The organism is Hippea maritima DSM 10411 (assembly GCF_000194135.1).
Taxonomy (GTDB): Bacteria; Campylobacterota_A; Desulfurellia; order Desulfurellales; family Hippeaceae; genus Hippea; species Hippea maritima.
On sequence record NC_015318.1, the window covers coordinates 1,193,785 to 1,209,481 of the forward strand.

19 protein-coding genes are annotated in these 15,697 nt (G+C 37.3%); 4 read left to right on the forward strand and 15 right to left on the reverse strand.

What is annotated here, in order from left to right:
• Positions 1-4: 4 nt before the first annotated feature.
• From fliF to flgB, 4 genes are read right to left on the reverse strand one after another with little or no spacing between them, the layout of a single operon-like run.
• The gene (fliF, locus tag HIPMA_RS06210; protein WP_013682200.1) at positions 5-1,657 is read right to left on the reverse strand and encodes a flagellar basal-body MS-ring/collar protein FliF; all 1,653 of its coding nucleotides are present in this window, start codon (positions 1,655-1,657) and stop codon (positions 5-7) included.
• A 43-nt stretch (positions 1,658-1,700) separates the two neighbouring features.
• Positions 1,701-2,000, reverse strand: coding sequence for a flagellar hook-basal body complex protein FliE (fliE, locus tag HIPMA_RS06215; protein WP_013682201.1), 300 nt, complete (start codon positions 1,998-2,000; stop codon positions 1,701-1,703).
• A gap of 34 nt (positions 2,001-2,034) precedes the next feature.
• Positions 2,035-2,448, reverse strand: coding sequence for a flagellar basal body rod protein FlgC (gene flgC, locus HIPMA_RS06220; RefSeq protein ID WP_013682202.1), 414 nt, complete (start codon positions 2,446-2,448; stop codon positions 2,035-2,037).
• 9 nt (positions 2,449-2,457) lie between these two features.
• Positions 2,458-2,856, reverse strand: coding sequence for a flagellar basal body rod protein FlgB (gene flgB / locus HIPMA_RS06225; RefSeq protein ID WP_013682203.1), 399 nt, complete (start codon positions 2,854-2,856; stop codon positions 2,458-2,460).
• 124 nt (positions 2,857-2,980) lie between these two features.
• Here flgB and HIPMA_RS09205 point away from each other — a divergent pair, with 124 nt between their 5' ends.
• Genes HIPMA_RS09205 through zapE form a run of 4 tightly spaced genes read left to right on the forward strand, consistent with a single transcriptional unit; the run spans position 2,981 to position 8,017 of the window.
• On the forward strand, positions 2,981-5,059 hold the full coding sequence (locus HIPMA_RS09205) for an HD domain-containing phosphohydrolase (protein WP_013682204.1): 2,079 nt from the start codon (positions 2,981-2,983) through the stop codon (positions 5,057-5,059).
• Positions 5,060-5,065: 6 nt separating this feature from the next.
• Entirely contained in the window at positions 5,066-6,034 is a 969-nt protein-coding gene (locus HIPMA_RS06235; protein WP_013682205.1) for an ABC transporter permease, read from the forward strand.
• The gene (locus HIPMA_RS06240; protein WP_013682206.1) at positions 6,027-6,974 is read left to right on the forward strand and encodes a radical SAM protein; all 948 of its coding nucleotides are present in this window, start codon (positions 6,027-6,029) and stop codon (positions 6,972-6,974) included. The genes HIPMA_RS06235 and HIPMA_RS06240 overlap by 8 nt, the downstream gene beginning before the upstream one ends.
• Positions 6,971-8,017 carry an AFG1/ZapE family ATPase gene (zapE, locus tag HIPMA_RS09210; RefSeq protein WP_052297332.1) on the forward strand — a complete coding sequence of 349 codons (1,047 nt, stop codon included), beginning with the start codon at positions 6,971-6,973 and terminating at the stop codon, positions 8,015-8,017. Before HIPMA_RS06240 ends, zapE begins: the two co-directional genes overlap by 4 nt.
• Here the strand turns inward: zapE and HIPMA_RS06250 are convergent.
• The 11 genes from HIPMA_RS06250 to HIPMA_RS06300 are packed head-to-tail and all read right to left on the reverse strand — an operon-like array spanning position 8,004 to position 15,694.
• Positions 8,004-8,645: an HAD family hydrolase gene (locus tag HIPMA_RS06250; protein WP_013682208.1), complete on the reverse strand. Its 642-nt coding sequence runs from the start codon at positions 8,643-8,645 to the stop codon at positions 8,004-8,006. The two genes, zapE and HIPMA_RS06250, sit on opposite strands and share 14 nt — an antisense overlap.
• A 29-nt stretch (positions 8,646-8,674) precedes the next feature.
• Entirely contained in the window at positions 8,675-9,907 is a 1,233-nt protein-coding gene (fabF, locus tag HIPMA_RS06255; protein ID WP_013682209.1) for a beta-ketoacyl-ACP synthase II, read from the reverse strand.
• 9 nt (positions 9,908-9,916) lie between these two features.
• The gene (gene acpP, locus HIPMA_RS06260; RefSeq protein ID WP_013682210.1) at positions 9,917-10,153 is read right to left on the reverse strand and encodes an acyl carrier protein; all 237 of its coding nucleotides are present in this window, start codon (positions 10,151-10,153) and stop codon (positions 9,917-9,919) included.
• A gap of 23 nt (positions 10,154-10,176) precedes the next feature.
• Positions 10,177-10,920 (reverse strand): 3-oxoacyl-[acyl-carrier-protein] reductase, encoded by a 744-nt coding sequence (gene fabG / locus HIPMA_RS06265; RefSeq protein ID WP_013682211.1) that lies wholly within the window; start codon positions 10,918-10,920, stop codon positions 10,177-10,179.
• Entirely contained in the window at positions 10,917-11,852 is a 936-nt protein-coding gene (fabD, locus tag HIPMA_RS06270; RefSeq protein WP_013682212.1) for an ACP S-malonyltransferase, read from the reverse strand. The genes fabG and fabD overlap by 4 nt, the downstream gene beginning before the upstream one ends.
• A 2-nt stretch (positions 11,853-11,854) precedes the next feature.
• Positions 11,855-12,802 (reverse strand): enoyl-[acyl-carrier-protein] reductase FabK, encoded by a 948-nt coding sequence (fabK, locus tag HIPMA_RS06275; RefSeq protein WP_013682213.1) that lies wholly within the window; start codon positions 12,800-12,802, stop codon positions 11,855-11,857.
• 3 nt (positions 12,803-12,805) lie between these two features.
• Positions 12,806-13,786: a beta-ketoacyl-ACP synthase III gene (locus HIPMA_RS06280; protein ID WP_013682214.1), complete on the reverse strand. Its 981-nt coding sequence runs from the start codon at positions 13,784-13,786 to the stop codon at positions 12,806-12,808.
• Positions 13,783-14,811 (reverse strand): phosphate acyltransferase PlsX, encoded by a 1,029-nt coding sequence (plsX, locus tag HIPMA_RS06285; protein ID WP_041324433.1) that lies wholly within the window; start codon positions 14,809-14,811, stop codon positions 13,783-13,785. Before plsX ends, HIPMA_RS06280 begins: the two co-directional genes overlap by 4 nt.
• A gap of 3 nt (positions 14,812-14,814) precedes the next feature.
• A complete protein-coding gene (gene rpmF, locus HIPMA_RS06290; protein WP_013682216.1) occupies positions 14,815-14,994 on the reverse strand; it encodes a 50S ribosomal protein L32 in 180 nt (59 codons plus the stop codon).
• 15 nt (positions 14,995-15,009) lie between these two features.
• Positions 15,010-15,426 carry a nucleoside-diphosphate kinase gene (gene ndk, locus HIPMA_RS06295; RefSeq protein WP_013682217.1) on the reverse strand — a complete coding sequence of 139 codons (417 nt, stop codon included), beginning with the start codon at positions 15,424-15,426 and terminating at the stop codon, positions 15,010-15,012.
• Positions 15,419-15,694, reverse strand: a complete 276-nt coding sequence (locus HIPMA_RS06300) for an FmdB family zinc ribbon protein (RefSeq protein ID WP_013682218.1) — start codon at positions 15,692-15,694, stop codon at positions 15,419-15,421. The genes ndk and HIPMA_RS06300 overlap by 8 nt, the downstream gene beginning before the upstream one ends.
• Positions 15,695-15,697: the final 3 nt, after the last annotated feature.

Sequence of the window (15,697 nt, forward strand, 5' to 3'; positions counted from 1 at the left end):
ACCCCTATTGTTTTGGCTTAGCGCTGATTAAAGTCTTCAAAAGGTTAGCAATTTCTTCTGGATTCTCCTCTGCCGCCTCTCTTATCTTGTCTTCCATCATATTTGCCCTTATCTTTTCTTCATCCACAACACCTTCTTCGTCGAGCTTTGATGCTATCTCTTCTTCTATTTCCCTTATACTTTTACCTTTAACCTCATTTTCAGTTAGCTCCTCAGATGTAGTTTCAGCTGTTCCTTCTGTCTTTTTGGCTCTAACAGAAGAAACAGTCATCACATTCTTAATAAATTTACGCAAGAACAAAAAGTAAAACAATGCAAGTAAGAAAGCAACTAATGCATATTTATAATAGGATGCCAAATTAACAACCATATTACCACCGCCAAGCGAAACGTTTCCCATTTGTTTCTCTCCTGACATAGCAAACTTCATACATGTAACAGTAACCTTATCACCTCTTTTATTATCATAGCCAATAGCACTCATAACGGCCTGCTGGATAGTACTAATTGTATTTTGTGGTAAGGATTTAAACTTATATGAAACCACCTTTCCCTTTTTGTTTTTAACAGGTTCATATATACCATCAACAACAACGGCTGCAGATATTTTCTTTATCTTAATTAAAGGACCTTCCGTTATGGTCTCCGTTCTGCCTACATCGTAATTTGTAATGGTTTTGGATTTTGAACTTTTGGCTGTGCCAGATGCCGCTGCCGCGTTGGTTTTATTGTCTATATTAGATATAACCCCTGGCACACCACCGCTTGTAGGTGTAGTTGAGGTAGACTCTTCATTCTCCTCACTAACAACTACACTATTTGGATCATAAATAACGGATTTTTTCTTTATTTTACTAAGATCTAACTCCACATCAACGCTAACAACAAATTTATCCTTACCCAAAATAGGGGCAAGCATACTCTTTATTCTACTTTTATACCTCTGTTCAATAAATTGTTTATACTTAAGCTCATTAGCTGTAAGTAACTGCTCATCAGGTATATTTACAGATAATAAATTACCATCACTATCAACAATCGTAACATCCTTGTATGAAAGTCCTGGAACAGCCGATGCGACCAGCTTCTGTATAGCTACAATCTGCTGCCTTGTTAGAGGCTTGTACAAATCAAGCACTATACTTGCCGTAGGTGGTTGTTGACTCTCCGTAAATATTGTAGGTTTTGGAATAGCTATATTAACCTTAGCCGATTTTATCTCATTTATATTTGCAATAGTCCTTGTAAGTTCACCTTCAAGAGCCCGTATGTAGTTAATATTCTCGACAAAATTAGTTGTACTGAAATTCTGCTTATCAAATATCTCAAAACCAACAACCCCATGCTTTGGAAGCCCTGCCGCAACAAGATCAAGCCTAAGACTATAAACCATATCTTTTGGCACCTCTATAACCGTACCACCATTTATGAGTTTATACTTTACCCCATGTTGATTAAGATATGTAACTATATCAGACGCATCTTTGGCATTGAGATTTGTAAATAGAGGAGCATACGCAACCTTTGATGATGCAATTAAAATAAAAAGAATTCCCGCAACAAGCACACCAACAGAGCTAAATAGAATTATCCTCTGTTGACGATTCATAGTATTATAAAACTTCTTAACCTGTTCCAAAAACAATTTAAAGTTCATGCTAAGACAATATAATAAAAACGGTTAATTTAGCAACAAAAAACTATACTTGCATGCGCATTACTTCTTTGTAGGCCTCTATAGCTTTGTTGCGGATCTCTGTAAGGAGTTTTAACGATACATCGGCCTTTTCTATGGCCATAACGGCATCCTGTATGTTTTCCATCTTACCTGAGGCTATATCTTTAATAGATTCATCAGCTTTATTTTGTAACTTATTTACTTCATCGAGAGATTTCTTTAGTATATCTGCAAATGAATCCCCTTCTGGTTTTTCTGCCTTGGGATTGTTATCTATTTGGCTATTATCTATAGGTTTTAATACTACATCTTTTATATCCATACTACATCCATAATAACCCGCTTTTTAGTCTTTTTCAAGCCCTTAATATACCTAAAGCAGCTTGAATTGTTTGCTTTGCCGAATCTATTACCGATGCATTAGCCTGATATGTTCTCATTGCATCTATTAGGTTTGTCATCTCTATAACTGGGTTAATGTTGGGATATGCTACATAACCATCTTTATTGGCAAGAGGATTCGATGGGTCATAAACTAACTTTGGAGGCGTATCATCCCTGATAATATCAGCTACTTGCACTTTTTTAAGTACATCAGAAAACTTTGAATATCCAATAGCCTCAAAAACAACATCTCTTCTCTTATAAGGACCACCTTCTGGTGTTCTTACTGTATCGGCGTTAGCTATATTTGAAGATATTATATTCATCCTTAAACGCTGGGCACTCATACCACTTGAGGCTATATTCATACTATCAAATATGCTCATCTACCCCCCCTATGCATTTCTTGTTGATGAGATTATATCTTTATACTCGTTAAACTTATAACGCTCAAAAGCTGTTAATGTGTTGATAATCAATGTGTTTTTGGCAAGGTAGGTCAACTCTTTATCCAACTTCACGTTGTTCTGGTCATTTTTGACCAAATAATCATCAACATCTTTTTTTACTATGTAATCTAAATCCTCTTTAGGCTTTATATGCTTTTCATTATCTACTTTAAGCTTCAAATCGTTCTGTCTTAGTTTTAATATGTCATTAAACGGTATATGCTTAGCCTTATAATTGGGAGTATCCGCATTTGCTATATTGCTTGCTATAAGATCCTGCCTTAAGTTGGCAACATCTAAACCGTATTTTAAATAGTTAAAAGTAGAATCATTTAGAAAAACCATACAACACCTCCAATATTTTGTTAGCAAAAAATATTCCACAAGCATAAAAATGGAATTAACCACTTCAAATGTTACATGAATTACTCATTGACCTTGGCTATGAATTATTATAGAATTAAAAACTATGGGGGAGGCAGATAAATTACTTATAAAAGCCTTAGAGTTATCAAATAAGATAATAAAAGGAGACTACAAGAAGCATAATTGGAAGCTTATCTTAGATAGTATTGCCCAGTTATGCGGAGTTGACGGTGCATTTATAGGATTCTGGTATGGTGGATCTATTAAATTCAAATACTCTTCGTTTTTTATGGCAAAAAACTATCCAAAGCGTATATATCCACAACTTTATGAAGTGCCACTTGAATCAAGAAAAGAGTTTTATAAAAAACTAAAAAAAGACGGCTTTCTGATAATAAACGATTATCAGAACTACCCTCTGGCTTTAAAATCCTGGCTTGATATAGGGTTAAAATCGTTGCTTGCTGTCCTAATAAAAAGCGATGAACACATATTCGGTTCACTACACTTAATAAGCCTTAAAAAAATAAAGGATTTCTCGGAAGATGAGGTAAAAATATTAAAAACAATAGCCGATACAATAGCATCAGAACTTCAAAAAGAGGTGTACATAAAACAAATAGAAATAGAAAAAGAAAAAAACAAAAAGCAACTTGAGTTATTCAAGCTAATAGATTCAAGAACAAATCAACATTTCTCGGTAAATCTCATAGCTGAAGCCTTAAAAAAGATAAAAGAAATTGCTCATGCAGATATGATGTGCTTTCTTTTTGCTTCAGAAAACCTCTACATAACATTAAACGATAAAGTAGAAATAGGTGATATAGAGGCAAGTAAAAAGAATATGATATACAGCATATGGAAAAACAACACAAAAACTGTTTCTCAGAGTTGCTCGACCGATAAAAACTACCCAAAGCATTGTATATATATACCAATTTTATCTAACAACAAAATAGTAGGTGTGTTTGGATTCGGTTTTACAGAAGAACCTCCGCATGAATTCAAAGAAGAACTTGAAACATTTCAAAATGCTTTAGCCCATTTTATTTCAATAATCTATACATACAAGACAATCCGCTCTGTTTTCAGTGAATTGTCTGATACAGAAGAGGGGCTTATACAGGCGTTTGTCTACTCAACAGAGGCAAAGGATATTTACACAAGGGGACACTCAGAACATGTAGCAACATACTCAAAACTTATAGCAAGAAAATTAGGTCTCGATATGTATCAACAGGAGATGATGTATAACGCTGGGTTGTTGCACGATATAGGTAAAATCGGTATACCCGATGCAATACTACTAAAACCAAGCAAATTAACACCATTTGAATTTGAAATAATGAAGTATCATCCTGTAATATCATACGAAATTGTCAAAAATGTCCCAAAGTTTAAAGGTATCGCCAAGTGTATAAGACACCATCACGAAAAAATGGACGGTAGCGGTTACCCAGACGGCTTAAAAGAGCCTCAAATAGAATTGGGGGCAAGAATATTAACAATAGCAGACATATTCGACGCTTTAACGACAGATAGGCCTTATAGAAAAGCCTTAACACCAGAAAAAGCCATAGAAATATTAAAAAAAGAAAAGGTTGACCAAAATATCTTATCAAAAGTAGAAGATGTCTTAAAGAAGGGCTTTATAAAAGAGGCAGAATATAAAAGTACATTCATACCAGAAAAAATAGAACATCTGCGTAAACATATTGCAGAACTCGACTATATGACAGGGCTAAAAAGAAGAAGTTATCTCATAAGGGCTATGGATAACTTCATCAAGGAAAACAAGCCCTTTATCTTGTTCATGGTTGATATAAAAAATACAGCATACATAAACCATAGATACGGTAGAGATGTAGGAGATAAAATAATACTCTTCGTTGCAGATGAACTTAAAAAAATTCTAAAAAAAGAAGCATTGGCCCGAACATCTGCCGATGCCTTTATGTTTATGTACACAGGAGATGATGCAGAAAGCTTTCAAAACATCATATCAAATCAACTAAAAAATGGAATACTGCAGAAGATAAAAGATAAAAACTGCATAATAGACGAAAATGAAGCAAAAAACATAATAGGATGCTACATAACCTACTCAAAATTTCCTCAAGACGGTAAAACGGCTGATGAACTAATGTATATATGCTCATCAAAAAACGCAAAGAAGCAATAAAGTATTATGCTGAGTTTTACTCTAAGAAAAAAAGCTGAACTCATACCAACATTCTTTGGCATAACCTTCATTATATTCATAATAATCCACCTCTCTCCGGGCAATCCAGTCAATGCAACAGGCGGATTTAACCCAAATGTAAGCTATGAGTCTTTAAAAAACATGGAAAAGATTTACCATCTAAATGAGCCAGTTTATGTCCAATACTGGGAGTGGTTGAAGTCTTTAGTTAGGCTTGATTTTGGCTATAGCTTAATAGATGGTGTAAGCGTCTCAAAAAAAATTTTAAGCAGTCTACCTATAACACTTCTCATAAATATTGTAGTGTTAGTTTTGTCAATTTCAATTTCAATTCCTATAGGCATAATTGGAGCAGCCAAAAAGGACTCATGGATTGATAAATTCTTTACATTCTTCGTATTTAGCGGATATGCAATGCCTTCTTTCTGGCTTGCTTTGCTTTTAATGATACTTTTAAGTGTAAAATGGCACATTCTACCTTTAGCAGGGCTCCATTCATTTAACGCAAAACCAGGCAGCTTTGGCTGGTATATAGATGAGGTAAAACATCTTGCTATGCCCATATTTATAGGTGTATTTGGCTCACTGGCAGGGTTTTCAAGGTATGTAAGAAGTGGTGTAATAGATACTCTGGATAAAGATTTTGTAAAATTGATGTTTATAAGAGGAATCAGCAAAAAGAGAATACTATACAAGCATGCATTAAAAAATGCTCTACTGCCACTTATTACAATAATGGGATTATCCATACCATCCCTAATTGGTGGAAGTGTTATTATTGAATCAATATTTGCAATACCCGGCATGGGAAGGCTCTTCTATTTTTCCGCAATGGCAAGAGATTACCCTACAGTAATGGGCATTCTAACCATAAGTACTATACTAACACTATTTGGAAATCTTATAGCTGATATATGTTATGCTTTGACAGATCCAAGGATAAAGTATGACTGAATTTACGCCCTTATACATAAAAACCTATGAGGAAGGCAAATTTGATGAAAAAATAGAACACGCATACGATATTTTAAAAAACTGTAGACTCTGCCCGCGGCTATGTAAGGTAAATAGATTAAAAGGCAAAAAAGGGATATGCAACACAGCTGAGCCACCAGCAATAGCAGATTACTTTCCCCATTTTGGTGAGGAGGATGTCCTTGTTGGGAAAAACGGATCAGGCACAATATTTATATCGTGCTGTAATCTATTGTGCATATACTGTCAAAATGCCTCAACAAGCCATCTATGCGAAGGCAACACCACCACCATAGAAAATTTTGCCCAAATGATGATATCCTTACAAAACAAAGGGTGTCATAACATAAATATAGTAACACCCACACACATTGTACCACAACTCTTGATGGCTTTGAAAATAGCTATAGAGAAGGGTCTTCATATTCCACTTATCTATAATACAAGCGGATATGAGTTAGCTAACACTTTGAGTATTTTAGATGGCATTGTCGACATTTACATGCCTGATTTCAAATACTGGGACAGCCAAACAGCTGAGGCGTATTCATCAGCCAAAGACTATCCAGAAATAACAAGAAACGCCATAAAAATAATGCATAAACAGGTGGGTGACTTGATTATAGAAAACGGTATAGCAAAAAGAGGACTGCTTATAAGGCATCTAATTTTACCCAATAGACTTGCAGGCACAAAAAATATAGTAAACTTCATAGCCAAAGAAATATCTCCTAACACATACACCAATATAATGGCTCAATATAAACCTTTCGGTTTGGCTTACAGATTTGACGAAATTGCAAGGCCGATAACAGAAGAAGAATACTTAGAAGCCCTATTGTGGGCCAAAGAGGCAGGTCTAAAGAGACTTGATAAAACCTGCTATGAGTTTTTAAAAAAGAGGGGTATAGAGGAATGATGCATGCTATAACGCTGAAGGACTTAGATTTATCATCGCCCATAGAGGCAATTATAAACAAAAACACCATACCACCAAAATTCAAAAACTGCTTGTTTGATAATTACATACCAGATAAAGACTATCCATCTCAAAATCAAGCAAAAGAACGATTAATTCAATTAGTTCAACAAATAGAAACCTTCAAAAGAAAAACGCCAAAAAATAGACTGTTACGTAAATTTTTAAAAACCAACAAGCCGCCACACATATATTTAGATGGTGTATTCGGTGTCGGAAAAACCCATTTACTTGCCTCTATAGGCAATTCATATACAGGTCCCAAGGTGTTTCTATCTTTTTCCGAGCTTATGTATCTAATAGCCTATTTCACGCTCTTGGATGTAGTAAATATGCTCTCTAAATACGATATAGTTCTTTTGGATGAATTTGAAGTTGATGACCCCGGCGATGCTATGATGGGTATAAACTTTGTAAGGGAAATAAACAAAACAGACACAATAGTAATAGCTACATCAAACACCCTCCCATCCCAAATAGGAGCAAGAAAACTAGACTTGTTAACATTTAAAGCAAGAATAGGAACTCTAATAAATTCTTTCGAAACTATAATAATTGACGGCAAAGATTATAGATTCAGGCAACCCAGTTTAGACTTTAGTATTTTAAACTCCAATCTAAAAGAAGTTTTTGAAAACTACAAACCCAAAAATAAAGCCAAACTCTATGTAAACGCAGAAGAACTTATAGATAAGCTAAGGGAAGTACATCCAACACGTTACAGAAACATAGCTTATTCTCTTGATGCTATATTCATAGAAAACCTAAGACCGTTCAGCGATGCAGAATTAATGGATGCCCTACGGTTCACATATCTCATAGATATGCTCTATTATGGCAATGTGAATATATTTGCAAGCTCAAATATAAACGATATATGGGATTTATTCCATGAAGATTTAAAGGAAGGCAAATTCAAAACAAAGGTAGGCAGATGTCTTTCAAGGCTAACGGAAAAATGTGTATTACTTAAAGCAGGCTAAGCAATTCTAGGGGTTTATTTAAAATAAAATCAACCCTGTATTTTTCCAATATATCTTTATTTCTAAAACCGTAGGCTGCCCAACCTATACTAACCTTTGCAGATTTTGCAGCCTCTATGTCATTTTCAGAATCACCTACCATAATACCACTATCAAACTTTAGGTTATACTTATCCTTAAGCAATAATATTGGCTGAGGATGCGGCTTTCTAAAAGGCAGACTATCTCCGCATATAACATCTTTGAAATAAAAATTGATTTTTAACCCTTCTATTACACGTTTTGTAAATATGAAACTCTTATTAGTAATAATAAACATATCTGTATTTTTTCTTTTGAGATTCTCTAATACCTCCAAAACACCATCGTACAATATAGTATTATCAAGTAAATGGTCGTAGTAGTGGGCAAAGAAGAAGTTCATTACACTATCGAATAAATCAACCCTACCCTCTTCTTTTAAGCAATCTTCAACCAACCTCCTAACGCCGTTCCCCACAAAGCTATAGATTTTCTCATTTGGAAGAGGCTCTAAAGAAAACTCAATGAGCGCAGCATTTATACTATTTGCAAGATCCAAGCGAGAATCTATGAGAGTACCATCAAGGTCAAAAAGAACAAAATCCATAAAAATAAAAGGGGGCTAAAGCCCCCTCTTTATACCTTTTTGAAAACAATAACGGCGTTTGTACCCCCGAAACCAAAAGAATTTGACATAGCCGTCTTAATTTCTTTTTTGAGTGCTTCATTAGGAGTATAAAATAGATCACACTCATCATCAGGATTATCCAAGTTCATCGTTGGGGGAACAATACCTTCTTTGAGTGCTAAAACACTAAACACAGCCTCAACACCGCCAGCAGCACCCAACAAATGACCTGTTACGGACTTAGTTGAACTTATAGTTAGCTTATAAGCATGTTCGCCAAACACCGTTTTAATGGCCTTTGTTTCGATAATATCGTTAAAGTGAGTAGATGTTCCGTGCGCGTTTATGTAATCAATATCCTCAGGGTTTAACTTAGCATCATTCAAGGCCATCCTCATAGCGTATGTTGCACCCTCTCCATTGGGGTCAGGTGCTGTAAAGTGGTAAGCATCATCGCTCATGCCAAAGCCTGCGAACTCTGCCAAAATTTCAGCTCCTCTTTTAACAGCATGCTCGTATTCCTCAAGAATCAAAACACCGGCACCTTCCCCTATGACAAAGCCATCCCTGTCTTTATCGAATGGACGAGAAGCTTTATGGGGTTCATCATTCCTGGTGGAAAGAGCTTTCATATTGGCAAAGCCGCTGACAGCCAGAGGTGTTATAGTAGACTCTGTCCCTCCGCATATCATAACATCCGCATCACCGTATGCGATGCAACGAGCAGCTAAACCTATTGAGTGGGTCCCTGTAGCACATGCCGTAACATCACTAAAATTTGGTCCTTTTGCACCAAATTGCATTGCTATGTTTCCGGCAGCCATGTTTATAACGGCAACAGGAATAAAGAAGGGCGATACCCCCTTCTGACCCCTCTTAAGATAAGCCTCATTGTACTTTTCAATTGTTTGAAGCCCACCTATGCCACTTCCTACACTTACACCAACTCTAAATGGGTCTTCTTTGCTCATATCCAAACCAGCGCTTTTAACAGCTTCATCTGTTGCTGCAATGGCATACAAAGAAAACAAGTCAATCTTTTTTACATCCTTCTTCTCAACATACCTTGTAGGCTCAAACCCTTTAACCTCACCTGCTATCTGCACAGTTAACTCAGAAGCGTCGAAGCGTGTTATCTTATCTATGCCGCTTACACCCTTGCAGGCATTTTCAAAACTTTCCTTAGCATTCAAACCAACGGGTGTTATAGCTCCAACACCTGTTACAACAACCCTTCGCATAGCTCTCTCTTATTTATTTAAATGGGATTCAACATAATCGATAGCATCCTGTACAGTAACGATTTTTTGGGCATCAGAATCCGGAATGTCTATGCCGAACTTCTCCTCCATAGCCATAACAAGTTCAACTGTATCCAAGGAATCTGCACCCAAATCCTCGATAAATTTAGCCTCAGGCTTTACCTCATCTTCATCCACACCCAACTGCTCAACTACAATCTTTTTTACTTCCTCTGCTACGTTCATCTTACAAACCCCCTCTTTTATTTTTAGATATATAATCCGCCACTTATATTGATAACTTCACCCGTTATATACGAAGATTCCTCACTCAACAAAAACTCAACCAAATTGGCCACATCCTCTACGCTACCCAAACGGCCAAGCGCAATATTATCCATTAAAGCTTTTTTCTGTTCTTCACTCAAAGCAGCTGTCATATCTGTTTCTATGTAACCTGGAGCAACAGCATTAACCCTTATATTGCGCCCTCCAAGTTCTTTAGCTAAAGATTTTGTTAAACCAATCAAACCTGCCTTGCTCGCAGCATAATTAGATTGCCCTGCATTTCCCATAAGACCTATAATGCTTGAGATATTGACTATCACACCAAACCTTTTTTTTATCATATATTTAGATACATGCTTTATGCAGTTTATAGCACCTTTAAGATTGACATCTATAACACTATCTATATCCTCTTTATTCATTCTCATTATAAGATTGTCTTTTGTGATACCTGCATTATTTATCAAATAGTCAATGCTTCCATATTTATTTGCTATTCGTTTTATTGCCTCGCCTGCACCATCAAAATCAGCTACATTAAAACCTATAGCCTCGCATTTGCCACCCTTTGAGGTGATCTTATCGCACAATTTCAGGGCTTTATCCTTACTTGAGGAGTAATTAATAATAACCGTTAAACCCCTCATTGCAAGTTGATATGCTATTTGTGCTCCTATGCCCCTGCTTGCCCCAGTTACTAAAGCTACACTACCCTTAAACATCATACCTTATCCTTATAGCCATTATAACTTTTTAAGTCAACCACATAATTTATATTACCCTTGCGCATTTGTCTTTTTAGCATAGAAGAAAGCACGTTTTTAGGTCCGAACTCTACAAATTCATCACACCCAAACTCTATAGCCTTTTGAACATTGTCTGTCCATCTCACAGGGTCTGTTATCTGGCTTATTAAGTAATCCCTTATTCTTGCACTCTCGCCGATAATTTCCGATTTTGTATTTTCTACAACTGGCCTTTGCGGCTTCCTAAACTCTATTTTCTCTAGAACCTTAGCCATTTTATCCTTAACGGGCTCCATCAAAGCGCAATGGAATGGGGCAGATACGTTCAATGGTATTACTTTACCCAAACCTCTTTCACTTGCAAGCTGCGACACCTTTTCCACGCCCTCTTTGTAGCCCGACACTATAACCTGGTTTTTAGCATTGTAATTGGCTATTTGACAGTAGCCATTCTCAAAGTTTTTAGCAACACCCAAACAAAGTTTCTCTATTTCTTCATGTTTGTCGGTTATTATAGCAGCCATAGCCCCAACACCCTCAGGCACAGCCTCTTGCATAAACTCACCCCGCTTATGAACAGCATAGACGGCATCCTCAAAATCTAATGCATCTGCCGCAACTAAAGCCGAATACTCACCCAGAGAGTGCCCCGCAGCCACATCAAAATCAAAATCCGTCTCACTTTTTACAAGATCATAAATAGCCAATGAAACCGTTAAAATGGCAGGCTGAGCAAAAGCCGTAAGCGTTAGTTTATCTTCTGGGCCTTCAAACATTAAAGATTTCAAATCAAAACCCAATGCCTTATTTGCCCTATTAAAAGTTTGTTTTACTATATCAAAGTTGTCGTATAAATCCTTACCCATTCCAACAAACTGAGAACCCTGCCCTGTAAACATTAAAAATCTCATTTTCAAGCTCCCAAAAGCTCATTTATATTAGCAACAACGTTTTTAGCCTCATCTACAATCTCTTTTATTATCTCATTAACAGGCTTAATATCTGAAATTAAACCAGAAATCTGACCAGCCATAACACTTCCGTTTTTCACATCACCCTCTCTTGCTGCAAGCCTCAATCTACCTTCACCGAATTTTTCAAGTTCCTCAGGTGTAGCTCCATTGCCTTCTAATTTTAAAAACTCCCTTGCAAGTTTATTTTTAATGATCCTAACCGGATGGCCTGTCGCCCTTCCGGTAATAACCGTATCTCTATCCTTAGCTTTAACAACAACCTCTTTATAAGCCTCAGAAATTGTACACTCAACTGAAGCAACAAAACGGGTACCCATCTGTACACCTTTAGCACCCAATGCTAGAGCAGCAACAAATCCCCTGCCATCGGCTATTCCACCTGCAGCTATAACGGGAATCTTCACAGCATCCACAACCTGAGGCACAAGAGCCATTGTTGTGAGTTCGCCTATATGACCGCCAGATTCCATGCCCTCTGCTATAACAGCATCCGCCCCGGTATCTTCCATCCTTTTTGCCAGTGCAACACTTGCTACAACCGGTATAACTTTAGCACCTATAGACTTGAACCTATCCATATATTTGCCCGGGCTGCCAGCGCCCGTTGTTATAACCTTTACTTCATGCCTAACAACAACATCAACAACATCATCTACATAAGGTGAAAGCAGCATTATGTTAACGCCAAAAGGCTTCTCTGTAAGCTCTTTTGCCTTAATTATCTCATTTTCTACCCAATCTGCAGGCGCATTACCTGCAGCTATAATACCCAAACCGCCAGCTTCAGAAACAGCAGCAGCTAATACTGCGTCACTGACCCATGCCATACCACCTTGGATTATCGGATACTCTATACCTAATAGATCACAAATCTCTGTCCTAAACATCTATCACCACCTTACAACACCTGCAGCCCAGGTTAAACTTGCGCCAAAACTATTTAACAAAATCACATCCCCTTCCTTTATCCTGCCGCTCTTGTAAGCCCAATCCAATGCAAGAGGAATAGATGCAGCTGATGTATTGGCATGCTTGTCTATGGTCACTATAACCCTATCTTCATCTATACCTGCCCTCTTTGCCACACTTTCTATAATCCTCTTATTGGCTTGATGAGAAACCATAAGATCAACATCATTAAAATCCATATTGACCAAATCCAAAGCTTCTTTGCTTACACTTGCTATACTTCTCACAGCCATTTTAAAGGTTTCATTACCTTTCATCTTTATGTAAATTTCTCTGCCTTCAATAACCTCTTCTGAGCATGGTTTAGCACTACCTGGAGCAGGAACCCTCATAAGATCAGTATATCTACCGTCTGAATGCATAACCATACTTATTATACCTTTATTCTCATCCTCTACAGCCTCAAGGAGAACACACGCCGCCCCATCCCCGAATAAAACACACGTGGTTCTATCAGTCCAATCTACAATTTTACTTAAAACTTCAGAACCTATCACAAGGGCATTTTTTACCATACCGGCTTTTATGTATGCATTAGCCACAGATAAGGCATACATAAAACCGCTACAGGCAGCATTTATGTCAAAACCAAAAGCATTATAAGCTCCAAGTTTTTCCTGAACAAACAGAGCGGTTGCAGGTAAAGGTTGGTCCGGCGTTACAGTGGCAACCACTATAAGCTCAATATCGGACGGAGACAGATCACTGCCCTTTAAGGCATCTAAAGCAGCTTTATAGGCAAGATCTGATGTAGATTCACCATCTTCAACAATATGTCTTATTTTTATACCTGTTCTCTGTGTTATCCACTCATCAGAGGTATCGACCATTTTTTCCAAGTCAAAGTTTGTCAAAATTTTCTTGGGTAGATAAGCCCCTGTAGAGATAATCTTTGCATTCATGTCCTCACAGCCCCCTTTAATTCCTTAAGAACAAAGCAACCCTCCATAGCTGACTCTATTTTGTCGTTCACCTTCTCCTTCGAAAATTTTACAGCCTTCAAAATAGCATTCTTTATGGCTACGCCGTTGCTTCTACCATGGCTTATAATGCATGAACCCCTAACCCCCAAAAGAGGAGCGCCGCCAAACGACGAATAATCTGTCTTACTTTTTAAAACCCTAAATGCTGGCTTTGCTAAAAGAAAGCCTATTTTATACCAAAAACTCCTTTTTATTTCCTCTTTTAGAAACTCTATAATTAGATCCGGAATGGATTCACTAACCTTCAAAACAACATTTCCCACAAACCCGTCGCATACAACTACATCTGCTCTACCCTTGTATATTTCATCACCCTCTATGTTACCTATAAAATTTAATCTACTCTTAGAAAGTAAATCGTAACTGGACAACGTGAGCTGATTACCCTTTCCTGGCTCTGAGCCATTGCTTAAAACTGCAACGCGGGGGTTATCTATACCAGCAACATGTTTTGCATACACATACCCCATAATGGAAAACTCAAGAAGATGTTGAGGTTTACAGTCAACATTAGCCCCTACATCAAGCATCAGCATCTGACCCTCAAGAGTAGGCAAAAGCGTAGCTATGGCAGGCCGGGAAACACCTTTAATTCTACCCAAGGTAAACATAGCCAATGCCATAGCTGCACCTGAATTGCCGGCTGTCATAAATGCGTCGGCCTTACCCTCTTTTACAAGATTAATGCCTACAGCCATAGAAGAGTTTTTTAACCTTAGAGCCTGAGAGGGTTTATCAGACATTCGCACAACTTGAGGAGCATCTACAATATTGATTCTCTTTCTAAAACTATCCTCAAACCCCTTAATAAAACCCTTTAACTCCCCCTCTTTGCCCACAAGATATACAAAAAGATCGCTATTTTCCCTTAGTGCAAACTCAATACCCTTTATGACTTCCTGCGGAGCATGATCCCCGCCGTATGCATCGACGGCAACAGATATCATTTACTCCTCAGGTGTTAAAACTTCTCTATCTCCATAATAGCCACAAGATGGGCATACCCTGTGTGGGAGTTTATACTCACCGCAGTTTGGACATTTTGTCAAAGGAACATTTTTTAATTTCTTGTGTGTTGCCCTCTTTGCAGCCCTTGAATGACTTGACTTTCTCTTTGGCTGAGCCATTTTCTCTCTCCTTTCCTACACAAGTTCTAATTCATTGAAAAAGAATTTTATCTCATAGTTTGCAGATTCTTCAGAGTCAGAACCGTGAACAGCATTCCTTTCAATGTTTGAGCCGTAAAGTTTTCTAATTGTACCTTCTTCCGCCTCTTCTGGGTTTGTTGCTCCCATTAGTTTTCTGTAATCTGCTATTGCATTTTCCTTCTCCAAAACCATAACGACAATAGGACCCTCAGACATAAAATCCGTTAGAGAATCATAAAAAGGCCTATCTTTGTGGACTATGTAAAACTTTTTGGCCTGCTTTTTAGTTAAATGGATTTTTTTCATTCCTATGATGTTAAAACCATTTTCCTCGAGCATAGATATAACCTTGCCTGCATTTTTAGCTGCTACGCAGTCTGGCTTAATGATAGATAAAGTCCTCTCAACCACTCTTTGCCTCCTTGCTTTGTGTAGTTTTTGTATTATTAGTCTTGCTATTGCTGACAGTAGAACTTGAAGAACTTGCCAAATTTGAGCTTTTATAATCTGTTACATACCAACCTGAACCTTTAAGTTCGAAGGATGTTTGAGATACGAGTTTTTTTATTCCACCTTCTTTACCGCAATTTGGACAAACATCGGGTGCTGGATCTGTAAACTTTTGCAAAAGTTGAAACCTATGCGAACAAAACTTACACTCATACTCATATATAGGCATTTT